This is a genomic window from Paraburkholderia atlantica, from assembly GCF_000092885.1.
Lineage (GTDB): Bacteria > Pseudomonadota > Gammaproteobacteria > Burkholderiales > Burkholderiaceae > Paraburkholderia > Paraburkholderia atlantica.
Genome location: NC_014117.1, coordinates 1302474 through 1327414, shown reverse-complemented (window position 1 = coordinate 1327414; position 24941 = coordinate 1302474). Strand labels below are relative to the sequence as shown.

The window sequence follows — 24941 nt, the reverse complement described above, 5'->3', positions numbered from 1 at the left end:
TTTCTCACTGGAACCAGTGTTCACGTGCTTTCATGATCAACGCCTTAGCGGCATCCTCTCCCATCCCAGTCATCTCGACCAGTTCATCCACGGCCAGCTCGGCGAGTTCGTCGCGCGTCTGGATCTGATGTTCGGCCAGTTTCGCGAGCAGGTCGGCATCCATGCCGTCCAGGCTCTTCAGGTCGAGCGCCACATTCTCGACCTTTTCTTCGTTCGCGATCGCCATCGTCAACAGCGCGTCGCGCGAGCGGTTGCGCAGTTCGTGAACGGTGTCTTCGTCGAATGCCTCGATTTCGAGCATTTCGTTGAGCGGCACGTAAGCGATCTCTTCGAGGCTCGTGAAGCCTTCGTCGATCAGGATGTCGGCGACTTCCTCGTCGACATCGAGACGCGCCATGAACAGGTCACGCAGGACGCCGCGCTCCTGATTCTGCTTCTGCGCAGATTCGTCCGGCGTCATGATGTTGATCTGCCAGCCGGTGAGCTCGCTGGCAAGTCGCACGTTCTGGCCGCTGCGGCCGATCGCGACCGCGAGTTCGTTCTCGTCGACGACGACGTCCATCGAATGCCTTTCTTCATCGACGACGATCGACTGCACGGCTGCCGGCGCGAGCGCGCCGATCACGAACTGGGCGGGGTCTTCCGACCATAGCACGATGTCGACGTTTTCGCCACCGAGCTCGTTGCGTACGGCCTGCACGCGTGAGCCGCGAATACCGACACAGGTGCCAATCGGATCGATGCGCTTGTCATAAGCAACTACACCGATCTTCGCACGCACGCCCGGATCGCGAGCGGCCGCCTTGATCTCGAGCAGGCCCTGCTCGATTTCCGGCACTTCCATCTCGAACAGCTTCATCAGGAATTCCGGCGCCGTACGCGACAGCTCGATCTGCGGACCACGCGCGGTGCGGTCTACCTTGGCGATATACGCGCGCACGCGGTCGCCCACGCGAAGGTTTTCCTTCGGGATCAGCTGGTCACGACGCAGCAGCGCTTCGACCCGACCCGATTCGACGATGAAGTTACCTTTGTCGAGGCGCTTCACCGAGCCGGTCATGATGTGTTCGCCGCGCTCGAGAAAGTCGTTCAGGATCTGCTCGCGCTCGGCATCGCGCACCTTCTGCAGGATCACCTGCTTGGCGGCCTGCGCGCCGATGCGGCCAAATTCGATCGACGGCACCGGCTCCTCGATGAACTCGTCGAGCTGGATGTTGGGCTGCTGCTCGCGCGCCTCGAACAGCAGGATTTCCTGATCCGGCTCCTGCAGACCGGCTTCGTCCGGCACCACCTTCCAGCGGCGAAACGTTTCGTGCTCGCCGCTTTCACGGTCGATGTGGACGCGGATATCCGCATCTTCTTCGAAGAGTTTCTTGGAGGCCGAAGCGAGAGCCGCTTCGAGCGCGGCAAATACCACGTCCTTGTCGACATTCTTCTCGCGTGCCAGCGCATCCACCAGCATCAACACTTCGCGACTCATTGTTTGCGGCTCCTAAAGTCAACTTTCGGAACAAGGCGCGCCTTGTCCATGTCCGCGAGCGTGAAATCGAGCATCGCGGCGCCTTCTTTTCCTTCAAATTCCAGACCGATCGTCTCGCCCTGCGGAGCATGCAAAATACCCCGGTACGATTTCCGACCGTCTAATGGCTTTTTCAGTGTGATAACCGCTTCGCTGCCCGCGAAACGTTCAAAGTCCGCCAGTTTTTTCAGCGGGCGGTCGAGACCGGGCGACGATACTTCGAGCCGCTCGTAATCGATATTTTCGACCGTCAGAACGTGCTGGAGCTGACGCGTGACTTTCTCGCAGTCTTCGATTGCGATGCCGGCCGGCTGGTCGATATAGATACACAACATGCCGCGCCCGGTGCGCTCGAGATCGACGAGCTCGTAGCCGAGTCCCACGACCGTGGTTTCAATCAGTTCCGTCAGTTGCACAGTGCCCTCTTAGATGTTCGCGCAGCGAGCCTCGCCTCTTCTGCAAACAACCAATGCGGGCCGCGCGCCAAGCCGGCGCACGTTGGTGCGAACCCGAGATGCCGAACCACGATGAACTGAGCGGCAAAAAAAAATGGGCTGAACGCCCATCATCTTATTGCCGGTGGTCGCACCTGAGCCGCACATGAAACCGTACGCCCAGCGACTTCGCGATTGTAGCCATTTTTCGGCCCAAAGGCAATCCGCAGAACGACGGGCGATGCGCATTTCCGCTTGATTTGATAGGAATCTTTCGACAATGTGGCGGCAAATCCGGGGTTTTGCAAGGTCGCGCGAGCCGTGTGGAAAGGAAGCCGGACGGGCTACGTCGACACCTTGCGGCGAATCGTCCTTTTGGTATGCGGTGCTGTTTCGCACGGGTTTTGACAGATCAGAAACCGCGCTCGAACGCTGCAAAGAAGATGCGGCATAAAATCGCCAAAATGAAAAACGGCTCGTCCGGCAATCGCTCGGCATTTCTGTGCGTCGCGATTGCTGAACGAGCCGTCTGAAGCGGCCGTAGCCTTGCAGGTCGTACGAACTTGCATCAAAGGGGACGGCCGCTCAACGCCTGCCCCTCAAACGCGGTACAGCGGCCCCGCCTAGCGGCCGCGCGAGCGACCGCGCGCCGTGCCACTCCCACGATTGGCGCCGCCCGAACCCGCGTTGCCGCCGGCACGGTTTGTGTTGCCGCCACGATTGCCACCCGGCCCACGATTGCCACCGCTGTTGCCGGCCCCGCCGGCTCGCTTGCCGCCAGTGCGCGCACGGTTGCCGTTGGGCGACGGCGCGCGATTGCCGTCGACGTCGCGGCCACGCTGCCCTCCGGGGGCACGATTGCCTGCGCCGGCACCAAAACCGGCGCCGCCCCCCATGCCCGCGCCGAAGCCGCCGCCCGCCGCGCCACGGCGGCCCTGTCCGCGCGGCTGCTGCTCGAAGCGGCTATGCGACATCAGCACCGGCTCGCGGTTGATGAAGCCCATCGACGTCTGCATCGGATCCGGCTGACGACGCTCCGGTGCCGCATTGCGGCTGCCGCGCTCTTCGGTGGGAGCCTTCAGGCCGACGGAGGCCATCAACGCGCGCACCTGATTGTCCTCGAGTTCTTCCCAGCGGCCGCGCTTCAAACCACGCGGCAGCGAGATCGGGCCGTGGCGCGTGCGGATCAGCCGGCTGACCATCAGGCCGGCCGCTTCGAACATGCGGCGTACTTCGCGATTCCGCCCTTCGGCGAGCGCGACGTGGTACCAGTGATTAGTGCCTTCGCCGCCGCCGTCGCGGATGCGCAGGAAGTTCGCCGGACCATCCTCGAGTTCGACGCCGTGCAGCAGTTTTTGACGCATACCCTCGGCCAGTTCGCCGACGACACGCACCGCATATTCGCGCTCGACGCTATAACGCGGGTGCATGAAGCGGTTTGCGAGATCGCCCGACGTGGTCAGCATCAGCAGACCTTCGGTGTTGAAGTCGAGACGGCCGACCGCGACCCACTTGGCGGTTTTCATCGGCGGCAGCTTGTCGAACACCGATGGACGGCCTTCCGGGTCCGCGTGGCTGACGATTTCGCCGGTCGGTTTGTGGTACAGCAGCACACGCGGCGGCTTGCTGGCGAGCTTGCGCTTGACCGGCTTGCCGTTGATGCGGACCTGGTCGGTCGGCATGATGCGCTGGCCGATGTGCGCCGGCTCGCCGTTCACCGACACCCGGCCGGCGATGATCAGCTCTTCCATGTCGCGGCGCGAACCCATGCCCGCCTCGGCGAGCACCTTGTGCAACTTCGGCGCGTCGTCATCGGGCGACAGCACGCGCTTCGGGCCCGCTGCCTTGCCACGGCGCAGCATCGGCGCGCGTACGCCGCCAGTCATGGTGTTGTCGGCATCGAATGCGGGCGACGTCACGTACGAGAACAGATCGTCCTGAGCTGTTTCCGTAGCCGCGGCCGCCTCGGCGCCGCGTCGATTCTGGCGCTGGCCATCACGTTGACCTTCGCGCGGCTGACGTTCGCGCTGGCCTTCGCGCGACGCGCCTTCGCGCTTCGCGCCGCCGCCGGCATTGCGACGTCCGCCTTGTTTCGCGCCCGCGTCCTTGCGCGGTGCGCGCGCCTGGGCGACGACCTCGCCGTCCGGCGGCGTTTCGGCGACGACCGGCGCGCCCTCGGCTGCCTTCGTCTTCGCGCCAGCGCGGCGTCGCGCGATCAGGCTGCGCGGCCCGCGACGTAGACCGCGGCGGGGACGCTCTTCGCCCTCTGCTTCCGCGCCGTGAGCCGGGCGCTCGCCCTCGCCTGCCGACGCTTGCGTAGTGCGTTCGTCGGTCCGCGCCGACGGCACGGGGCGCTCGGATTCGGACGAATCGGTGTCGTGGGTATGTGTCAAAACAACCTCAAAATGTCAGGTCGCGCGCGCCCGTTGCGGGCGCGGCAAAAAAGTTCGGTTACGTCAGGCGCTGCGCGACTCGGTTTCGTCGTCGGTCAGGAAACCTGCGTCCTGTGCGGCATCGCGGCGATCCTCGGGATCGTCGTGCGCCGCATCGACCGGGTTCGGCTCGGCGGGGTGCTCCGTATTGCGAGCTTCGCCCGAGTCGTGCGCGGGTGTTGCCAGATCGGTCGGGGTGACCGGATCGTGATTCTGTGCCGAACCGGCGACGCTGGTCTGTGTTGCCGTGGGTGCCGGTTCGGGCTGTTGTTGCGTGTCGTGCGGCGCGTCCGACGGATCTGATGCACTCGGCGCATTTGTCGTGCCGGCCTGCCCAGCAGCTTCCACATGGGGCTCCGTCTCGAACGTCGATTCGGCAACCGTCTCGGAAGGCGTTGCTTCAAGTCCTGACGCGCCGTGCTGCGTCGCTTCGCGCGAAGCCGGCTCGCCCGCGTCAGCCGCCGGGTCGTGCCCTGTATCCTGATCCGGCTGCTGCACACTTTGCGCATTGCTCTCGGCGAACTCGATCGCGTGCTGACCCAACAGATCCGCGTTCAGTTGCGCGGACGGATCGGCCAGCGGCGGCAACTCGTCGAGCGCCGTTAGGCCAAGGTCGTCGAGGAACTGACGCGTGGTCGCATACAGCGCTGGACGGCCCGGCACGTCGCGATGACCGATCACCTCGATCCAGCCGCGATCCTCGAGCTGCTTGACGACCTGCGTATTCACCGTCACACCGCGAATTTCTTCGATATCGCCCCGTGTCACCGGTTGCCGGTAGGCGATGATCGCGAGCGTTTCGAGCACCGCGCGCGAATATTTCGGCGGCTTTTCCGGATGCAGTCGATCCAGATACGAACGCATCGCGGGCTTGCTTTGAAACCGCCAGCCCGACGCCAGCCCGACCAACTCCACACCGCGCCCAGACCAGTCCCGCTTCAGGTCTTCGAGCAAAGTCCGAACAGTGTCTGCCGACACGCCGTCGGCAAAGAGCTTGCGCAATTCGCCGAGCTTTAGCGGCTCCTGCGCGCAGATCAAGGCAGTCTCGAGGACGATCTTCGCCTCTTGGGTATTCATGCAGCTAGGTCAGACCCTGTGGTCAAAGAACCGGATCAAACAGACGATGTGGAACTGAAGACGCGCTCGCCCGATTCTGATCGGTCATATTGATGGGAGCACGCACCGGGGGGGTGGCGAACAGACTTATCGAGCCAGACCCAGCCGGACGGAGCGGCGATATTCCTGAAAGGATTCGCGTGAACTGAGCGCCATATTACGCAAAAACGATCGGGGCGTAAAGCCGCGATCTGCCGTGCATCTTCTGCTGCGGCGCCGACCAGTGTGCCCGCGCCCGTCCGGGCCGAGTCGCGAGCAAGAAGACTTTCACAATTCGCGGCCTTTCGCCGCTCACGGCGCGCTAAGACGCTGCGCGGCGGGCACATGAAGCTGTGTGTGCTCGCCCGCCGGCGTGGCACGCCAGAAACCGCGTCAAGCGCTCGACGCCGGCATCGAGCCGCGCCGTATCGCACGCATAGCACCAGCGAACGAACCCCTCGCCTTGCGGCCCGAACGCGCTGCCCGGTGCCACGCCGAGCCCGACCTCGCGCACCATCGCCTTGCACAAGTCGAGACTGCGCGTCGAGCCTGGCATCGAGAAGAACAGATACATCGCGCCCAGCGGAGCCTTCACATCGACGCCGGGAACGGCCGACAGCGCGCGCACCAGATGATCACGCGACCGCCTCAGATCACGCACCAGCTCCTGCGTAAAGTGCTCGCCCTGCTCGAGCGCCGCGAAGCCCGCCTGCTGCACGAACGACGGCGCGCACGACGTGTTGTACTCGACCAGCTTCGCCAGGTCATCCATCAACGCGGTCGGCGCGACGATCCAGCCGAGCCGCCACCCGGTCATCAGCCAGGCTTTCGAGAACGAATTCACGCAGATCACGCGTTCGTCGCGCGTCGCGAGGTCGAGAAACGAAGGCGCGGTGCGTGCGCCGGTCGCCTCGGCGCCGTCATCGCCGGGATAGTAAAGCCGCTCGTAGACCTCGTCCGCGACGATCCAGATACCGTGCTGACGGCAGTGTTCGAGCACGCTGCGCTGGTCGTCGCGATTCATCACCCAGCCGGTCGGATTGTTCGGCGAGTTGATCATCAGCATCTTCGTGTCAGGCGTCAGCGCGGCCAGCAATTGCCCAACGTCGAGCTCCCAGCCGCGCTCGCCGTAGCCGAGAGCGACAGTTTCGACATGTGCGCCGAGAATCTTCGGAATCTCGACCAGATTCGGCCATAGCGGCGTCACCGCGACGACGCGGTCGCCGGCGCCGACCACCAGCTGCGCGGCGAGCATCAGCGCATTGACGCCCGCGCTCGTGACCGCGATGTGCTCCGGCGACGTCGCACCATGCAGCTTGCTGACGTAGCCCGCGAGTGCCGCGCGCAACGGCGCGATGCCAAGGTTGTGCGTGTAAAACGTCGCGCCGGCGGCGAGCGCGGCGCTCGCGGCGTCGCGGATGAACGCGGGTGTGACGCGGTCGGACTCGCCGAACCAGAACGGCAGCACGTCTTCGACGCCGAAACCGGCGTTCGCGACTTCACGGATTTGCGATGGGCGCAGCGCGCGCACGGCGTCTCGCGCATTCGGGATGGAGGGCACGGGCAGGTCCAATTCGCTCATCGAGGCTTCCGGACGGTGAAGGGTGAGAGGCTCGGGGCGCAACCGCGAAGGCGTGCGCGATGAAGGCGGTAGTTTAGCGCGCCGGGTGGCCGGACAGCGGCGGAACGCGTGGCAGGTGCAGGACGGGCGGCGGGCCGCGCCTGGCGCCCCCCCCATCAGTCGGATGGACCGCACGCGACCCCGCCCGTTAATTCAACTCCTCGGCCCGCCCCGGCAACTGCCTGATCAGATTCCACACCGCCTCGGCCGCGGGCGACAGCGACCGGTCGCGCCGCCGCACCAGCTCGACGCGGCGCTCCGCGCGCGGCACTAGCGGACGCGCGACCAGCGACGCCCCCGCCGGCAGCGGCAACGCGAGCCACGGCAGCACGCTGATCCCGACGCCCGCCTCGACGAGCCCGAACACCGTCGCCGAATGGCCGAGTTCCTGCACCACCGTGGCGTTTACGCCCTGCGCCTGCATCACGGCGTCGATGAGGGGGCGGCTGCCGGACGCATAATCGAGCATCACGAGTTGCTCGCCGTCGAGGTCCTTCCACGTAACCTGCTTGCGCGCGGCGAGCCGATGATCGTCACGCGACACGATGCAGAACGAGTCGGTCATCAGCGTCTCGCTGAGCAGATCGTCGTCGGAGAACGGACCGATGATCACGCCGAAGTCCACCTCGCCCGACTTCACCTTGCGCACCACGTCGCTTTGCACGTCGTCGCGCAGGCCAAGCGTCACATACGGAAACTGCTGCCCGCACGATGCGACCACGCGCGGCATCAGCCGGCACGCGACGGTCGGACTTGCCGCGACCACCACGCGTCCGCGGCGCTGCTCGCCGATTTCGCGGATCTCGCGCAACGCGTCGTCGAGATCCGACAGCAGTCGCGACACGCTCGACACCAGGTTGCCGCCGACGTCGGTTAGTTGCACTTCGCGCGTCGTGCGATCGATTAGCTTCAGGCCGATCTCGCCTTCGAGCTCGCGTACGCAGCGACTGACCGCCGACTGTGTGAGGCCGATTTCGTCGCCAGCCCGACTGAAGCTTTGCAAGCGCGCCACCTCGATGAAAACCCTGAGTTGTCGCAGCGTCACATTCATTTGTTGACCTCATCAATAGCGCAGTTTAATGCGCATTGTACGGCTAAATCTATGAGGCACAGCGCCGCTCACAAGGATCGCTGCAATGCAGCAAAAAGGCGCGAACGCACGCTGGCCGGGCCCATCTGCACAAGATTGGTGATTGTCCTGATTTGCGAGATGGGTTTTTTGGATTCATATACGGCCCTGGTTGGCGCCCGCGTTGGCCCGCCGCCACGGGGCTTTCAAGCAATCGATATCAAATTGGCACACTTCGTGCGTTAAGAGACGCGCAGGGTCGGCGCCATGATTTCCGACTTAAAAGGCAATCCGTGGCAAGCCCGTCCCCTTTTGGCACTCGCCTATCGAGTGTATGAAGAGTGCGCGGCGCGGGGCAGCGCACCGGAGTTAGCTTCGCTGAGGTGAAACATGATGCTGTTCGACGATTTGAGAGATAACGAGTGGGCGCTGGTCGAGGCTTTGTTCTGTGCCGAGCCGGCGCGCAGCGAACGGCGCGGTCGGCCGCGCGTGGAAGCTCGGGCGGTGGTCAACGCCGTGCTTTGGGTGTTGTCGACGGGCGAAGGCTGGTCCAAGCTGCCGGGCCGTTACCCGTCCCCGCCGACGTGCCGCCGGCGTTTCGACGAGTGGCAGGCCGATGGCACGCTCGCTGAAATTGTGAAGCGGCTTGGCACCAGCGGCCGCGAAATCTCGCTGCGCGGCAGGATCGGCGCAACGGCCGCGAAACCGCCAGCACCGCCGAGCCGCGACCGTATGCGCGGCGCGTTCTGGACGAATCCGGAGTCGTGGCGCGCGCCGGTCAAGATGGCCTGACGCGAAACTACGTTGTCACCGGGCGCCTGCGGGCGCCCGGTTTTTTTATCCAGCCGCCTTATTCACGATTGCGTGCGCGCCACGACCCACCGGCATTTGACGGTCGCCGCGCGAGACGCTGCCTTTTCGGTTTGGCGCGCGCCCGCTTTCGGCGCGCCGTCCGCACGGCCGGCGCAGCGCTAGCGCTGGTTACACGCCGCCTCAGACTCGCAAACGACCCGACAGCTCCGGGTGAAACATCCATTTACTATTAATTACAGCACCCTTTCTTCCCCCGGCATACCTTAATACTTATGCAAACAGACGTTGAGTCGACGGGCTCGAGGTCGAGGGGGATTTCGGAATGAAACCAATGTCAGTGCTGTTGTGCGGCATTGTGATTTCATCGATGGTCGCGCCGGCATTTGCCCAACAACGCCCGCAAGGGTGGAATTGGCGCCCGGACCGTCAAGCTACGCTCGAAGCGTGGCAGCAAAGCGAGGCCCACAATCGTGACTTCACGCCGCCGACGCCGCGTGGCGATCTGCGCGGAGATATCGCCAGCAATGTGCGGGCACGGCCCGATGCGCCACGTGAGCAGCAACGGCGGCGTTGATGTCGCGTGTCGCCGCGTGGATGGCGCGTCGTGCGACGCGGCAGCGAGTCTCTCGCATTGCGTATGCACGATCGGGGAACCACCGGGCGCGGCACCAGTCTGACTCAACGCCATTAGCACAGCGTGGCAGTAATAATTCCGGTATGCCCGTATCTTCGTGATACGGGCTTTTTTTCGCCCCCGAGGCGTTGATGACATGACGGGCGCGCAACGGCCGGCGCGGTCCGCGTCATCACTTCGTCGAAGGGAAAGCCGAGAGTCGCCCGCGGACGCGCACAGCGACCGGCCCACGGTAGAGACCGCCCGCCGTGGGGGTGACAGGCCCGGGCGGACAGTGATTCAGATAAGCGATGAACCTTGAGCTAAGACCTGACTTCTGCTGTCGCCGCGGACTGCGCTTCAGCCGCGCCGAGAACGTAGTCGTTCATGCGTTGCGCTGTCCATGTGAGCAGACGCTCGTCGTGCTCGAGCCGCGCAAACTCCGCTTTGCCGCGCTCGGTGAGCACGGCGATGTCGACGGGGGCATGAAAGCCCGGCGCCGGTGCGACGGTTCGCTGACGAACGGTGTCCATCAGCCCCAGCGCGCGAAGATATTGGAAGACGCCCGGCCTTCTGGCCCAAGGAACCTGGCGATATTGCGCTCGCCGCAGCGCTTCAAGTACCGCTTCGTTGGAATACGTGGTCATCTCACTTCTTTCTTAAAGTGCAGCTATGACACATTCATGCCCACGCGCCGCTGCGCCACCGGCGACGCGCGTAGCACCCGCTCCTGGTCAGAAGCTCGCCGCCTATTTGACAGCGGATTTCGGCCAGGTGCTGCCTGGTCTCGTTTTCGGAACCCCCGTCAGAACGGCATGTTAGCGTTCTCTCCCCGAGCCGACGATGCAACCGCGGCGGCGCGATGGCTGGCCCGTGGATTTGTCCCGAAAGACATACGTTACCCCATTTAAATTGATTCTATTCACTTTATTAGCGCTTTTTTTTGCAGCAATCGTGCTATGGAAACGTGCGCGCCGGCCGCTCGTGATCTGCATGATCGCGCTGTTCTGGCTGCTCGCGGCCGGCTGGCTGACCGCGCCACTGCTCGATCTGGCGCAGCCGCAACGACAGAGCGCCGAGGCCGCCACCTTCGCGCCGCGCACCGCGATCATCCTGCTCGGCGGCGGCACGATCTACGACCACGACCACGTGCTGGTGCCGCCGCGCGACGTGCTTTCGCGCATCGAAGTCAGCGCGCAGAACTATGCGGCCTGCAAGCGCACGGCGATCGTCTGCCAGGTGATCGTGAGCGGCGGCAATCCTCAGCGGCACAGCGCGACCGAAGCCGACACCTACCTGCCCTATCTGCTGCGTCAGCAGGTGCCGCGCTCGGACATCGTGCTCGAGAAAAGCAGCCGCACAACCTACGAGAACGCGCGCAACGTCTCGGTGATTGTCGGCCAATCACATTACGACAAGTTGATACTCGTCACTTCCGCGTATCACATGCCGCGTGCGCTGCTCGACTTTCAGCGCTTCGGCGTCGAGCCGCAACCGCAGATTTCGAGCGCGCGGCGCGTCCGGCTCGGCGTGCTGCCGCGCTTCGGCAATCTGGTGGCTGCGGAGATCGCATTGCATGAACTGATCGGCCTCGCGCAATTTCACCTGTATCGCGCGATCGGCTGGTTCTGATGAACCACGTAAGGCCGACCCGCCATCGCACGTGAAGGAAGCCATTACAAAACGTAACAAATCTTGAGCGCGGTTACAAAGCCATCGGTTGGAGCGGAGTTTGCTCGATAGAATGAATTGTCTTTCTCACTGGACAGGCAGTACTCGAGTCCACCACCACTCTATGGAGGTAACGATGAAGAAAGTGTCCATGGCGATCCTGGTTTCCCTGTGTGCCGGGGCCGGCTCAGCTTACGCGCAAGACCAGGGCATCACGACGAGCACCGACCCGGCCAAGGCCGCCGACGTGGAGCAGCGTGCGCAAGATTTGCAAAACCGCGAGCAGTCGATGGGAACCGCCCCCGCCGCGCCGGCCAAGCATCACAAGATGGCTCCGCATCATCCGAAGAAAGGTGCGGACACGTCGGGCACCTGAGCGACTTCGCCGACCGGGCGTCGCGGCCGCGCCGTGAAGGTGAAAAAGCCGAAGCTGGCAGCGCCAGTTTCGGCTTTTTTGTTTGCGTGATCCGCTCGCCGCGGACGAGGCACGCCGAACGCACACCGGCTTGGCGAAGCCGCCTGCGCTGGGCTTTCTGTATGCTAAAGTCGCGCACCGACCGGCGAGCCGCCGGCATCCCCTAACCCGTGCGCACCCTGGTGCGGAGGACAGCATGAGCAACATCCAGCTTGATATCGAATGGACCGAAGCAGCATCTCGCAAGATCGAAAAACTGATGCCGCGTGGCGGTCAGGAAGCGTACCTCGCGCTGCCGCCCGTCGAATGCCTGCCGATGGAAGGCGACGTGCTGTTTCTCGGCCCGGCTGGCAAGCAGCAGCCGTTCATCGTCGCGGAGCGTCAGTATCACCATGACGGCGACGCCGACTGGACCATCATCCTGATTCTCGATGTCCCGCAAGCAACCCACTGATCGCTGACGGCGCGCCGGCGGCGTCGATGCCGCCGCACCTGTGCAGCGCGTTGTCCGCACCCCGCCGACGCCCGCCCGCCAAACTCAGGCGATCTTCGACACCACGCGAATCTCCGCGTGCTCGATCCAATCCGCGGCCGCTTTCTTATACGCCTGGATATGCGCGGATTGCGCATGCGCCGCGAGCGCATCCTGGCTTTCCCATCGCTCGACGAACACGAACCGACGAGGCTCCTGCACATCGCGGTGCAAGTCGTACTGCAGCACACCCGCTTCCTTGCGCGTCGGCCCGACGATGCCTTCGAGCGCCTCGCGCAACAACTCCTCGTGCCCCGGTTTCGCCACCGAAATTGCGACCACCGCGATTTCCGCCATGCCTGATCTCCTGTTTACGAAAATCAGCAGCATACCCGCCGATCGCGGAACCTGCCGACGCCGGCGCTAACCAGCCTGGCGACGCATGAATCTCGCCTCTGCCCGCCATACCGGACCACCGTCGCGTCAAGCCGGAATCCGCCCGGCAAAGCAATGCCAAGCCCGCCGCCCGAACCGCCACATCAGCCCCCCGCACCGGCACTAACATGAGAGCACCGTCGGCGCCTGGAGTTTGGCGGGCGACCACTGGGCGCCCTGCTAACCTCGGCGTGGTACGGCAACTCATTGCGATTGAGAATCGGTTTCACGTGTGGCAAGCGCGCGAAACGCTCCGGCGCATGACCGCAACGGGTTGCCGCACGGCCGTTGGCAGCCGTTTTGGGGACAATTTTCGCGCTTATGCGTTTGTGATAACCCGCACATTGATGCGCGCTGCAAACTGCTAGACTCATTTTGACCAATTCGCCGGAGTCCAGCGTAGCTGGCACAGCCCTCCATGTTCGCGGGACGCGTTTGTGTCGTCCCGGCGACGCTTCGGGTTTGCGAGCGCTGCGCGCCGAATGGGTTTGCGAGCCCCTTCACCCCTTGCCGCAACAATCCCATGTCAGCTCTCATGCCCGCTTCTATGCCATCCGTCAGCGAATTGACCGTGAGCGGCCTGCTCCCGCACCTGGTCCGCGGCGAGTCGGGCTGGACCGCGACCTGGCGCGCGTTGACATTGCACAGCGTGTTCCAGCCGGTGCTGTCGGTCACGCATCAGTGCGTGGTCGGTTACGAAGCGCTGTTGCGCGCGTTCGATCCGGTCGGCCTGCCCGTCTCGCCCGAAGTCCTGTTCTCCGGCACGCGCTCGGCCGCCGAGGCGCGCGAACTCGATCGCATCGCGCGCTGCCTGCACGTGGCGAACTTCATGGAGCAAGGCATCAGCACCGGGTGGCTGTTTCTGAACACGCGCCCGCAGGTGTTCGAAACCGGCTGGCCGCAGCGCGCGTTCATCGACGAGCTGTCCGCGCATTTCGGGCTGCCGCAGGAGCGCATCGTGATCGAAGTGCTCGAGCAGCCCGCCGACGATGAATCCGCCGTCGCCAGCATGCTCGCCGCCTCGCAGCCGCGCGATTTCCTGATAGCGATCGACGACTTCGGCACCGGCTTCTCGAACTTCGACCGCGTGTGGCGCTTCCGCCCCGACATTGTCAAGCTCGACCGTTCGCTCGTTGCGCGCGCGGGCAAGCGCGAGGGCGACGAATCGATGATCAGCCATCTGATCGCGATGCTGCATCAGTCGGGCACGCTGGTGCTCGCCGAAGGCGTCGAAACCGATGAAGAGCTGATGATCCTGATGCAGGCCGATGTCGATTTCGTGCAGGGTTTCTGGTTCGGTCAGCCGAAGAGCAGCGTGCGGGCCGCCTGCACGAAGGTGCCTGCGCTCGTCGAGTCGATCTGGAGCAAGTTCGCCGACTACGAGCGCGCACATGCCAGCCACCAGCGGCTCGGATTCGAGGGCTTCGCGGAGGCGGTGCTGGCCGCCGTCGACACCTACAAGGCGACCGGCGACCTGGAACAGGCCGCGCGAAAGGTCTGGCATCTGCCCGAAGCGCGCCGCGTGTTCCTCACCGACGGCCAGGGCGAGCAGACCCAGCCTTCGGTGACGGCGGCGTCGGTCTCGCCGCCTCCGAAGCGGCTCGCGCCGTTGTATACGGAGACGCGCAGCAACTGGTCGCGTCGTGCGTATTTCCGCCACGCGCTCGCGGCGCCGGGCCGCGTCGCGATGATGGGGCCGCACTATTCGCTCGCCGATGGTCAGGACTGCTACACCGCGGCGATCGCGTTCGAGCGCGACGGCACGCATGTGCTGTGCGTCGACTTCGTGCCGGAGGCATCGCCGCCGGATGTGCGCACCGGTAGACGCGGCGCCCGGCATTAGCGACCCGCGCCGCTACTCGTGCACGCGGCCGCGCCCCGACTTGACCTCGCTGCGCTTTGCCTTGCTGTCGAGCCGCCGCAGGTTCGACGCGCGGGTCGGCCGTGTCGCGACACGATGCTTGCGGGTCACGCTGACACTTTCGATCAGTTCATCGAGCCGCGCGAGCGCCGCCGCGCGGTTCATCTCCTGGGTTCGATGCTCCTGCGCCTTGATGACCACGACACCGTCGCGCGTGAGCCGGTGGTCGGACAGCGCGAGCAGACGCATCTTCAGCACTTCCGGCAGCGACGAGGCGCGCACGTCGAAACGCAAATGAATCGCGCTCGATACCTTGTTGACGTTCTGCCCGCCCGCCCCCTGCGCGCGCACGGCGGTCAATTCGATTTCGTTGGGCGGGATCGGATAGCGGGATGTCATGAGAGGTCGGGGAGAAAGTTGCATCAGTGTACAAGCGCTCGGTGCGACTTGCCCGCGGTTGCCGAAGCGCCAGATCCAGTGCCGGCGGCGCCCGGCCGCGAACGCGTTACGAAAAAAACCATTTGCGTCGGCGCGACCGGTTCATCGATACTGGTTCTTTCGCTTACGGCGTAAATTCACATGAAGAGCCGTCCCGGTTTCGTACTCGAACTGGCCGTCAACTTTCTGCTGCCGTGGCTGGCCTACCGGTTCGCGTTACCGCGGGTCGGCGAGACCGGCGCGCTGATCGCGTCCGCCGTGCCACCGCTCGTGTGGAGCGCGATCGAGCTCGCGCGCTTCAGGCGCGTCGATGCCCTCAGCGTGATGGTGGTCGCGGGCATCGTGTTGTCGGTGGCAGCCATGGCGCTCGGCGGCAGTCCGCGCATGCTGCTGTTGCGCGAGTCGCTGGTGTCCGGCGCGGTCGGCGTCCTGTTCCTGTTGTCCTTGCCGATGCGTCGACCGCTGATCTTCTACCTCGCGCGCGCGACGGTCGCGCGCGAAATGGAAGGCGGCGCCGCGCATTTCGAAACGCTTTGGCGCGAACGCCCCGGTCTCGCCCCCGCGATGCGAGCCATGACGCTCGTGTGGGGCGTCGGCCTGACCGCCGAAACCGCGCTACGCGCGTGGATGGCGCTGACGTGGCCGATCGAACGCTTCCTCGTCGTGTCACCCTTTATCGGCTACGGCATCTACGCCGGACTCGCGCTGTGGACGCTGTGGTATCGCAAGACGATCCGCAGCCGCGTCGAGTCCATCGAGCGGGCGAGCGGCATGGCCGGTTGAGCGCCGCTCGCACGTAAGGCCACTACCCCACTCCGCCCGTTCCGCCGGCGTTCGCGCAATCAACGCGACGCCTCCGCAATCCGCGCGGCCAGCCCCGAATCACGCTGCGTCGGCGTCGCGATCGCCTGCGCGAGCACGGCCCGCGCGCCGATCACCTCGACGCGTTCGCGCGCGCGAGTAATCGCCGTGTACACGAGCTCACGCGACAACACCCGGCTGAACGCCGACGGCAGCACCAGCACCGCGTGCTCGAACTCCGAGCCTTGCGACTTGTGGACCGTCAGCGCGAACGCGGTGTCGTGCGGCGGCAGCGCGGCCGGTGACACTGCGCGCACGCCGCCGTCGCCGGTGCGGAAATACACGCGCAGCGCGCCGCCCGCGCCCGGCAGCGCAATGCCGATGTCGCCATTGAACAGCCCCAGCGCGTAGTCGTTGCGCGTCACCATCACCGGCCGTCCGGCAAACCACTGCGCGCCGACCGCGAGCGTGACGCCCGCGGCGCGGCGCACCTGAGCCGCTATCGCCGCATTGACCTGATCGACGCCGCGAGGACCGAGCCGCGTCGCACAGAGGATGCGAAAGCGGTTGAGCGCGTCGAACAGCGGCAAGGGATCGGGCGTATCGCTGGCGAGCGTCGCGGCAAGTGCGTCGGCGTAAGGCGCGAAGCCGGCGGCAAGTCGGGTCATGGTGCGTTCGGTCAGCGTCGTGTGCGCGTCCTCGTGCAGCGCCGCGGCACAGACCTCGGTCGGGTCGGTCCGCAATACGTCGAGCGCCGCGCTCGGTGAGCCGTTGCGAATCGCAACCGACAAACGGCCGATCGGCGACTCGAGGCCGAACCGGTAGTTGCGCTCGAGCCAGACGACGCAGTCCGCGAGCGGGTTGTGTTCGTTCGCCGATCGCGCATCGCGGTCGGGCTGCTCGTCACCCGCCGCTGTCGCGACACCGGCGAACAGATCGCCCGATGCGTCCGCCTCGAACGTTTGCAGCGCCTCGGGCGGCACAAAAAAATCATCCGACGGCGCTTCATCGCCCTGACGCGACGCGCGCGGCAAAGCCCGCGCGAGCCGCGCCTCGTTGATATCGAGCGCCTGCGCGACCCGCCGCAATCCGCTCGCGCTCAGCGCCGGACGCGCGCTGAGCTCGGCGAACACCGCGCCGGCTTCGACCGCGGCGAGCTGGTCCTTGTCACCGAGCATCACGAGCCGCGTTTGCGCTCCGATCGCGTCGAGCAGATGTGTGGCCATCGCGACGTCGATCATCGACGCCTCGTCGATCACGACCACGTCATACGGCAACGGATTATCGCGATGATGCCGGAAACGTCCGCCCGGCCCCGAGCCCAGCAAACGATGCAGCGTGTAAGACGTCTGCGGCAAACGCTCGGCGAGTTCTGCCGGCAGCTCGCCCGCGCGCGCGAGCAACGCTTCCTGCATCCGTTGCGCCGCCTTGCCGGTCGGCGCCGCGAGCGCGATGCGCAGATCGGCGCGCGCATCGAGCAGACACGCGAGCACGCCGACCACGGTCGTGGTCTTGCCGGTGCCCGGACCGCCGCTGACGATCGTCAGCCGCCCCGACAGCGCCATCACGGCCGCGACGCGTTGCCAGTCGACTTCGTCGTCTCTCGGCGGACCGAAGTAGCGCAGCAGGCGTTCGCGCAAAGCGGCGGGGGCGGTGTCGGCGTCGACATTCGCGGTGCTCCCGTCGGCCGTCGCCTGTGCGACCAGAGCGTGGGCCAGGCGCCGTTCGTAGTCGTAGTAGCGCGCGAGATAAAGACGCCCCTGCGCGTCGATCACGAGCGGCCGCAACGCCGCCGCGCCCGCTGTGTCCGCGGCGCCATCGCTTGCCATACCGCTCGCGAGCAGCGCCGCGCGCACTTCGGCGCTCGATGCGTCGAAGCGGCGCGCGAGCGCCGCGAGCGGCACGCACACATGCCCTTCGGCGGTCGCGCGGCTCGCCGCGAACGCGCCGCGCGCGGCCCACTTCACCACCTCGGTCGATGCGCCACCGCGCCGCGCCAGCATGCCGATCCGACGCGCGAACCCTTCGGCCAGCGCGATGCTGAAATCGGCCGGCGCGGGCAGGTTGACGCCGATGTCTTCGAGTCCGAGCGGCGTGGCCGCGCGCTCGTCAAGCGTGCCCGGCGTGCTCATGCGCCACCTCCGATCATCGCCGCGTCGAGCAGCGCCACCAGTTCGAACGGCGCGCGCCGCCTATGCACGCCGGCGGCGCCGTCGACATCGCGCCAATCCGGCCGCACGCCGCGCACGAACAGATACAGATAGCCGCCGATATGTGTGTCGTACGCGTAATCGCGCACGCGCGTCTTCAGATAGCGATGCAACGCGACCGTATAAAGCAGCGCCTGCAGGTGATACGCGTGACTCGCCATCGCTGCCTCGAGCGGTGCGGCCGCGTAGTCGGCGGCGGTGTCGCCGAGATGGTTCGATTTCCAGTCGACGATCCAGAAGCGGCCGTCGTGCTCGACGATCATGTCGATAAATCCTTTGACGTACCCGCGCAGCACGCCGGGCTCGAGCGCGACGTCGGGGTAGCCGTATTCGATCAGCAGCTCGCGCAGCGCCGGAAAATCCAGCGACGGCGCCGCGAACAGAAACTCGAGTTCGTTCAGGCGCCGACGCGGATCGAGCCGCGCGAGCGTCATGCCGGGCACCAGTTCGGTCGAGACCACGTCGGCGATCAGCCGATGCATCATCGCGGGCAAGCGCGCGGCGAGCTCGGGCGCGGCCGGCGCCGGTCGCTCGCGCAGCGCGCCGCGGATCGCGTCGGGCCAGCTGCGCGCGTCGCTGAAATCGGCAAGCTCGAACATCCGATGCAGGCAATCGCCAGCCGCCGCACCGCGCGGGAACGCGAGGATGTCGTCGTCGGCATGCGCCGGGGCGTTGGTCGCGGCGAGCGGCACGAGCAACGGCGCGGACTGTAGCGCATCGGCAATCTCATCGTGATCGGGCCGCAAGTCTTCCTGCGGCGCGTGCGCGTGCGCATCCGCGCTCCTGCTGCCGGCCGCGATCAGGCCGCTGAAACTCGCCATGCGCCACTGATCGCGCAACGCCCGCCGATTCGCGCGCGCGCGCAGATGCGCGCCGTGATCCTGCAGAGTTTCGAGCGGCACGCGCCGCGTCACTTCGGGCAGCGCCCGCAACGTGACCGGCCCGCCCGCGAGCGCATGCCAGCTCGCCGCGAGCGCGGCTTCGTCGGGCGGCTCGGCGAGCCATGCGTCGAACGTGTGCCCGCTGCCGCCGACGAGCCAGTTCAGCACGCTGCGGCGCGACTCTTTGGTCGAGCGCGACGACAGATAGGTGCCCGCGACCAGGTAGCAGCGATACACCGCGCGCGTGAGCGCCACATAGACGAGCCGCGCGCGTTCCGCCGCCTGCTCGCGCACCGCGTAGCGCGACGCGCGCTCGGCTTCCTGTTCGTCGCAACCGTAGTGCAGCACCGCATCGCCGCTGTCGTCGTGATACTCGCGCGCATCGGGCAAGCCTGATGACGGCGGCTCGCGCAAGCCACCATCGTTCAGGAACGGACAGAACACGACCGCGTATTCGAGTCCCTTCGATTTATGGACCGTGACGATCTGCACCAGATTGCGATCCGACTCGAGCCGCAGTTGCGCCTCTTCCCCGCCGCCCTGCTCGCGCTGTGCGGCGAGCCAGCGCAGGGTCGGCGCGATGCCGGGCTGGGTGGCCGCGCGTGTTTGCACGAGCTCGGCGAGATGATTCACGTTGGTCAGCCGGCGCTCGCCGTCGACACCCGCGACGAGCCGCTGCGCGACGCGCAGCTCGCGCATCAGCGTGCGCCACATCACGGCGAAGCCGCGTTCGTGCCACAGCATCCGGTAGCGTGAAAAACGTTCGACCCAGCCCATCGCGTCGGCGGGATCGAGTGCGGACGTTGAATCAGCCACGCCTCCGGTTTCGGCCGCCGGCGCATCGGCGACCTGCGTAAGGCGCCACAGCGCGGCGGCATCGAGCCCGAGCCAGTCGGTGGCGAGCGCGGCGCGTAGACGGCGCAGATCGCCGGGCGTATCGATGGCGGCCAGCACACGCTCGATCTGCTCGGCGTCAAGCGTCGCGAACACCGACGCCTGCGCAAGCTCCACACTGCCGACGCCCCACGCCGCGAGCACGCGTTTGACGAGGCTGCCCTGCTTGTGCGTCTGCACGAGCACTGCGATATCGCCCGGCGCGAGCGGCTTGTCGCCGATCGTCACCACGCCTTCACGCGCCCCTCGCAACAGCCGCACGATCTCGGCCGCGCACGCTTCGCTCGCCGCGCGCTGCGCGTCGCGTTTGCTCAGCGCGGTCTCGCCGCGCGGCAACGTCCAGATGCGGAAATCGCCGCCGCTCGCGTCGGGATCGGCGAACGGTGCGCGCCGCCGCTCGCCCGCACGCACTGGCTGATAGTCGAGCCCGTCGAGCACGAACGCCTGCGGGTTCGCTTCGAAGATCCGGTTGCACGCATCGACGATCGGTGCGGTCGAGCGTTGGTTGACCGCGAGCGTGTAGCACGCGGACGCCGACTCGCGCGCCGCAAGGTACGTATGCAGGTCCGCCGCACGGAAACTGTAGATCGCCTGCTTCGGATCACCGACGAGGAACAGCGGCCCGGCCGGCGCGAAGATGCGGCTGAAGATGGCGAATTGCAACGGATCGGTGTCCTGAAACTCGTCGATCAGCGCGGCCGGATAGCGGCTGCGCAATGCATCGGCGAGCCACGGATGCGCGGCCAGCGCGCGATACAGATTCGCGAGCAGATCGTCGAACGACACGACGCGGCGCGTGCGCTTGCGCGTCACCAGCTCGGCCGGCGCGAAGTCGAGCCACGTCTGCACGAGCCCGAGCCAGCGCGCGCGCTGCGCGGCCTCGGCAGCGACCACGGCCGCGGCCAACGCGTCGGCGTGCTCGAAGAACGGATGCGCCGGCGGCTCGAACCTGGCCTTGGTCGCCTTCTTCAACGCCGACGCGGTCAGCTTCAACGCGGCGCGCGGCGGCGGCGCATGGCAGTCGCCCCGCGCGAAGTAGTCGGTCCACGCGGCGATCGCGGCGCTAACGTGATCGGGCTTGTGTGTGGTCTTGCTCAGGCGCTCCTGCGCTTCGGCGAGCAGCGCGACGATCGCGTCGCGCTCGGCCTGCCAGATCGCGCACGCGACATCGAAGCCGGCCTGCGAATCGGTGTCGACGCCGTCCGCGTGAACGCTGCCCCAGCGCAATTGCGCGAGCGGCTTTTTCAGACGTCGCGCCAACTGCTCGTCGAGCGACGCCGGACCGGCGCGCCTCGCTACCAGCCACGCGGCGAACGCCGGATGCGCATGCGCGACGGGCTCGACCTGCTCGCGCCAGAAGTCGGCGGCGAGTTCGAAGCGCAGCGCCGCGTCGTCGGCTTCCATGTCGAATGCGAACGGCATCGCGGCGGCGAACGGCGCTTCCTGCAACGCGCGCTGACAGAACGCGTGGATCGTGTGGATCGCGGCCTGATCGAAGGTGCGCAGCGCGCGGCGCACGACCTTCAACGCCGCCTCGCGCTCGATACCGTTGTCAGGCGCGAGCGTCGTTTCGAACAGCCGGCGGATGAACGGATCGCCGGCGTCGTCGTCCATCTCGATCGCGCGATGCAATTCCGCGAGACGGCCGCGAATGCGTTCGTGCAACTCCGCGGTCGCGGCCTTCGTGAACGTGACGACCAGAATCTGATCCGCGTTCAGGTTCTTTTCGAGCAGCAGCCGCACGTACAGCGCGCAGATATTCCACGTCTTGCCGGTGCCCGCCGACGCTTCGATCTGGTTCACGCCGTCGAGCGGACACGCGAACACGTCGAGCTCGTCGGCGACGAGGTTTTGATGGCGCAGCGCTTCGCTCATGAGGCGCTCCGCACATGCTGGATCAGTGGTTTGAAGACGATCGCGGCGAGGCTGCCGAACGGTTCGCCGAGCGTGAGCGGCGTGCCGCGCAGCGCGATGCGCAACGCGGGGTCGTCGGATTCGCCGCGCACGCGGTCGTTGATCCACACGCCTTGCGCCACCGACTCGCTTTCGCTGACTCTCGCCCATGCGCTCTTCGGGAAGAAGCGCAATGGCAGCCGGCGGCCGGCCTTGAAGAGCGCAGCCAACGGCGCGAGTTCGTCGAGCGGCGCCGCGACGGGCGCGAGCTCGAAGCTCTCGCCGCTGCCGTGCCACACGGTGCGGCGCGGACCGTCCGGCTGCGCCGCGCAATAGACCAGATGCGCGAGCCACGCTGATAGATAATCGCGCGCGCTGGCTTTGGCATAACGAAAGATCACTTGTCCCGTTCCGGTCAGCAGGTTCAACGTGCCGCGCAATTGCAGCGGCGTTTCGGCGGACTGGCGCAGCAGCGCGTCGTAGTCGCCGAACAGGGAATCGGCGCTATCGGTGCCATCGCCGCCCTGCGGCCAGCGCGGCCTGATGTCGAGCACGAACGGCAAGCGCTCGACACCGGCGGCCACCTCGCGCCGCACGCTTTGCGCCAACTGCCGCAGCGCGGACAGCTCGCGCGCGCGCCACACCGCGCCGGTCGCGCCGCCCGGCAACTCGGGGCTCGCCTCGGCGACGCGCTGCACGCGGCCGTACATCACGTCGTCTGCGGTGTCGGTATCGAGCAGCACCGGCAGCAGGCGCTCGGCGAGCGCATCGCGGCCCGCATAGTCGAGATCGAACGGCTCGGTATCGAGCAACTCGCCCTGCGCATCCGACAACGCGATGCCGAGCCGGTCGCGCAACAGCGCACGCGCCGGATGACGCCAGAAACGCACGAAGTCGTCGAACTGCACCTCGTGCATGTCTTCCGGCGGCAGCGGTTGATCGAAGAACGGCGCGACGTCGGCATGCTGCGGTTCGGCGAGCAACGTGGCCAACTCGGCACGATCGGCGTCGTAGGTGAACAGGTCAGGCTTCGCCGCAAAGTAGTCCGACGCGAACGGCTGCAACGGATGCTCGACGATGAACTCGCGCCGCGCGCGGTCGACCTCGGCCGGACTCGCGTCCTCGCCCGCCGACACCTGCGCGAGATGATCGAGCAGTTCGTCGACGAGCGCGGCCGGCGGCAGCGGCGCGTTATCGCGAATGCTGCGGCCCGTGTAAGCGATGAAGAGCCGCTCGCGCGCGGCGAGCAGCAGATCGAGGAACAGATTGCGCTCGTCGTCGCGGCGCTGCCGGTCGCCGGCCTTGCCGAACGCGGCCATCAGATCGAATTCGTCGGCACGCGCGAGCGACGGCAGCACGCCGTCGTCCATGCCGAGCAGGCAGACCACACGGAACGGCAAGCCGCGCAAACTCGTCAGCGAAGAAAACGTCACGCTGCCCCACGGCACGCCGCCGCGCGCGGGGTCGTCGAGCGCTTCGATGAGCGCGGTACGCACCACCGAGGCCGGCAGCAGCACATCATGCGCGCCGGCCTGCATCGAGGCGCTCATCGCATCGAGCGCGTCGCGCACGGCCGCGAGCGAATCGGCGAACTCGACGCCGCCGTCGAAGCACTGCCCGAGCGTTTCGAGCAGCAGCTGCGACCAGTCGGCCGGCGTGCGCTCGCTCGCGCAGCTCGCCGCGAAGCTGTCGATATCGTCGACGAAGCGCGACAGACGGCCGAGCAATTCAGCATCCGAACCGCCCGCGCCTTCGACCGGCAGCCACGCATCGACCGGCTCGCCGCCGGCCGGCATCGCATAGCCGAGGTACAGGCGCGTCAGCGCATCGGCGAACGTATGACGCGCGACCGGCACGTGCTCGCCGACCGGTTCGAGCGGCGCGAGCCCGCGCCGCGCGCCGGCGGCCGCGAGCCATTCCTGCGCGGCTTCGAGCGAATTCGCATCGATGCCGTAGCGCACCGCGACCGCATCGACGCGCAGCCATTCGATCAGATCCGGCGCGCCGACGCTGCGCTCGGGCAGCGCGAGCCAGTCGAGCAACAGACGCGCGACCGGATTGGCCTGCGACGGCGGCAAGCCGGTGATACGGTACGGAATGCGGCGGGTGTCGCCGGCGGGCGTGGTGCCGAACACCGCATCGATCAGCGGACCGGCCGCCGCGAGATCGGACACCGCGACCAGCACGTCGGACGGCTGCAGATCGTCGAACTCGTCGAACCAGCCGAGCAGGCGATCGTGCAGCACTTCGAGCTGCCGGGACAGGCTATGGCAGACGTGCACCTCGATACCGCGCTCGACAGGCAACTCGTCGGCATCGGCTTCATTGCGCAGATCGAGGATGCCGTTCTGCACGGCGGCGAGCCAGCTCGGCTCGGGGTTCTCGGTGAACTCGCCGGTCTCGGCCGATGCCGCGCTTTCGGTCAGCTCGTGCAGCATATGCAGCTGCGCCTGAGTCTGCCGTCCCCATTCGGCGAGCAGCGGATGACCGACTTCCTGATAGTCGAGCTGCCCCGCCGCGTCGAGTGCCTGCACGCGCCCTTCGCTGACCACGTCGAACCAGAACTCGCGGCATGGGTTCATCACGTACAGACGCACGTCGATCCAGCGCGACAGCGCGCGCAGCAATGCGATATGCAGCGGCGGCATGGTGGGCAGCGCGAACACGCTGACCGCCTCGGGCCATTGCGCGTTCGAGATCGCCTCGAGATCGAGCGCAGCGATTTCATCGAGGAACCGATACGCGGGCGGCAGCGCGGCCGCGGATGTTTGCGCATGCCCCCCGGCTTGCGCGAGTTCGGCGAGCACCGCGCGCCACAGCGCCGCCTGCCAGCGCTCGTCTTCGCGCGCCGCGTCGCTCGCGCCGGTCAGACGCGGACCGGTGTCGTCCGCCGCGCCGCTCGCGAAGATCGAGCCGCCCTTCTGCCATTGCAGCAGCCATTCTGGGCGATAGGTCAGATAGTGGTCGAGCACGGTCGCGACGCGCCGCGCGAGTTCGTAGCGCATCGACGCGTCGGCCGCATCGAGATAGGTGCGCAGACGCGGCGACGCGTTCCATGGCAGCGCTTCGTCAGTGTCGTCGAGCAGCCGGTAGCAGCGCCACACGAGCCGGTCCGGCGCGAACGGCGAATGCTTCGGCACCTCGATCACGCCGCCGATCTGCGCCCACAACCATTGCGCGAGATAACCAAAGTTCACGTTCGCGCAGATGCCCTGGCGCGCGGCGATATCGAGTTCGAGCCGCCGGCGCACGGCCGCGCTCGGCACGATCACGGGCCGCGCGGTCCACGGGTCGGACGGCGCTTGCGCGAGGTCGTCGAGCAGCGCGTCGACCAGCGTTTCGTAGCGGTTCGAGTAGAAGAGCTGAAGCATGGA

The 24941-nt window shown here is 66.5% G+C and carries 19 protein-coding genes; 7 read left to right on the top strand and 12 right to left on the bottom strand.

The features are described from left to right. Nucleotides 1–4: 4 nt before the first annotated feature. The 6 genes from nusA to BC1002_RS05850 all read right to left on the bottom strand — a co-directional run bounded on the left by nusA (nucleotide 5) and on the right by BC1002_RS05850 (nucleotide 8152). Nucleotides 5–1480, bottom strand: a complete 1476-nt coding sequence (gene nusA / locus BC1002_RS05875) for a transcription termination factor NusA (RefSeq protein ID WP_013089153.1) — start codon at nucleotides 1478–1480, stop codon at nucleotides 5–7. Then, a complete protein-coding gene (gene rimP / locus BC1002_RS05870) occupies nucleotides 1477–1935 on the bottom strand; it encodes a ribosome maturation factor RimP (RefSeq protein WP_006052964.1) in 459 nt (152 codons plus the stop codon). Before rimP ends, nusA begins: the two co-directional genes overlap by 4 nt. Before the next feature lie 641 nt (nucleotides 1936–2576). Next, entirely contained in the window at nucleotides 2577–4346 is a 1770-nt protein-coding gene (rluB, locus tag BC1002_RS05865) for a 23S rRNA pseudouridine(2605) synthase RluB (protein WP_013089152.1), read from the bottom strand. 63 nt (nucleotides 4347–4409) lie between these two features. After that, nucleotides 4410–5462, bottom strand: coding sequence for an SMC-Scp complex subunit ScpB (gene scpB / locus BC1002_RS05860; protein ID WP_013089151.1), 1053 nt, complete (start codon nucleotides 5460–5462; stop codon nucleotides 4410–4412). A gap of 340 nt (nucleotides 5463–5802) precedes the next feature. Then, on the bottom strand, nucleotides 5803–7062 hold the full coding sequence (locus tag BC1002_RS05855) for a pyridoxal phosphate-dependent aminotransferase (protein ID WP_013089150.1): 1260 nt from the start codon (nucleotides 7060–7062) through the stop codon (nucleotides 5803–5805). A gap of 187 nt (nucleotides 7063–7249) precedes the next feature. Then, nucleotides 7250–8152 (bottom strand): LysR family transcriptional regulator, encoded by a 903-nt coding sequence (locus BC1002_RS05850; RefSeq protein ID WP_013089149.1) that lies wholly within the window; start codon nucleotides 8150–8152, stop codon nucleotides 7250–7252. Between the two features lie 408 nt (nucleotides 8153–8560). Here BC1002_RS05850 and BC1002_RS05845 point away from each other — a divergent pair, with 408 nt between their 5' ends. Together BC1002_RS05845 and BC1002_RS05840 are read left to right on the top strand one after the other, a co-directional pair. Further along, the gene (locus BC1002_RS05845; RefSeq protein WP_013089147.1) at nucleotides 8561–8962 is read left to right on the top strand and encodes a transposase; all 402 of its coding nucleotides are present in this window, start codon (nucleotides 8561–8563) and stop codon (nucleotides 8960–8962) included. 343 nt (nucleotides 8963–9305) lie between these two features. Continuing rightward, nucleotides 9306–9557, top strand: coding sequence for a hypothetical protein (locus BC1002_RS05840; protein ID WP_013089146.1), 252 nt, complete (start codon nucleotides 9306–9308; stop codon nucleotides 9555–9557). Between the two features lie 362 nt (nucleotides 9558–9919). Here the strand turns inward: BC1002_RS05840 and BC1002_RS05835 are convergent, their stop codons facing one another. Further along, a complete protein-coding gene (locus BC1002_RS05835; RefSeq protein ID WP_013089145.1) occupies nucleotides 9920–10243 on the bottom strand; it encodes a hypothetical protein in 324 nt (107 codons plus the stop codon). 265 nt (nucleotides 10244–10508) lie between these two features. On the opposite strand from BC1002_RS05835, the gene BC1002_RS05830 reads away from it, so the two are divergent. From BC1002_RS05830 to BC1002_RS05820, 3 genes are all read left to right on the top strand, one after another. Next, complete coding sequence (locus BC1002_RS05830) at nucleotides 10509–11228, top strand: YdcF family protein (RefSeq protein WP_375791786.1); 720 nt, start codon at nucleotides 10509–10511, stop codon at nucleotides 11226–11228. A 175-nt stretch (nucleotides 11229–11403) separates the two neighbouring features. Beyond that, nucleotides 11404–11643 carry a hypothetical protein gene (locus tag BC1002_RS05825; protein ID WP_013089143.1) on the top strand — a complete coding sequence of 80 codons (240 nt, stop codon included), beginning with the start codon at nucleotides 11404–11406 and terminating at the stop codon, nucleotides 11641–11643. 235 nt (nucleotides 11644–11878) lie between these two features. Then, nucleotides 11879–12136 (top strand): hypothetical protein, encoded by a 258-nt coding sequence (locus BC1002_RS05820; RefSeq protein ID WP_008923870.1) that lies wholly within the window; start codon nucleotides 11879–11881, stop codon nucleotides 12134–12136. Between the two features lie 84 nt (nucleotides 12137–12220). Here the strand turns inward: BC1002_RS05820 and BC1002_RS05815 are convergent, their stop codons facing one another. Beyond that, nucleotides 12221–12511 (bottom strand): putative quinol monooxygenase, encoded by a 291-nt coding sequence (locus BC1002_RS05815; RefSeq protein WP_013089142.1) that lies wholly within the window; start codon nucleotides 12509–12511, stop codon nucleotides 12221–12223. 625 nt (nucleotides 12512–13136) lie between these two features. Here BC1002_RS05815 and BC1002_RS05810 point away from each other — a divergent pair. Beyond that, a complete protein-coding gene (locus BC1002_RS05810) occupies nucleotides 13137–14432 on the top strand; it encodes a sensor domain-containing phosphodiesterase (RefSeq protein WP_013089141.1) in 1296 nt (431 codons plus the stop codon). A gap of 12 nt (nucleotides 14433–14444) precedes the next feature. On the opposite strand, the gene arfB is transcribed toward BC1002_RS05810, so the two are convergent. Next, a complete protein-coding gene (gene arfB, locus BC1002_RS05805; RefSeq protein ID WP_013089140.1) occupies nucleotides 14445–14849 on the bottom strand; it encodes an alternative ribosome rescue aminoacyl-tRNA hydrolase ArfB in 405 nt (134 codons plus the stop codon). Nucleotides 14850–15029: 180 nt separating this feature from the next. On the opposite strand from arfB, the gene BC1002_RS05800 reads away from it, so the two are divergent. Then, on the top strand, nucleotides 15030–15671 hold the full coding sequence (locus BC1002_RS05800; RefSeq protein WP_013089139.1) for a VC0807 family protein: 642 nt from the start codon (nucleotides 15030–15032) through the stop codon (nucleotides 15669–15671). Between the two features lie 59 nt (nucleotides 15672–15730). Here BC1002_RS05800 and BC1002_RS05795 read toward each other — a convergent pair whose 3' ends face one another. The 3 genes from BC1002_RS05795 to recC are packed head-to-tail and all read right to left on the bottom strand — an operon-like array spanning nucleotide 15731 to nucleotide 24938. Then, nucleotides 15731–17821, bottom strand: coding sequence for an AAA family ATPase (locus BC1002_RS05795; RefSeq protein ID WP_013089138.1), 2091 nt, complete (start codon nucleotides 17819–17821; stop codon nucleotides 15731–15733). Beyond that, entirely contained in the window at nucleotides 17818–21549 is a 3732-nt protein-coding gene (gene recB, locus BC1002_RS05790; RefSeq protein ID WP_013089137.1) for an exodeoxyribonuclease V subunit beta, read from the bottom strand. The genes BC1002_RS05795 and recB overlap by 4 nt, the downstream gene beginning before the upstream one ends. Next, nucleotides 21546–24938 carry an exodeoxyribonuclease V subunit gamma gene (recC, locus tag BC1002_RS05785; RefSeq protein ID WP_013089136.1) on the bottom strand — a complete coding sequence of 1131 codons (3393 nt, stop codon included), beginning with the start codon at nucleotides 24936–24938 and terminating at the stop codon, nucleotides 21546–21548. The genes recB and recC overlap by 4 nt, the downstream gene beginning before the upstream one ends. Nucleotides 24939–24941: the final 3 nt, after the last annotated feature.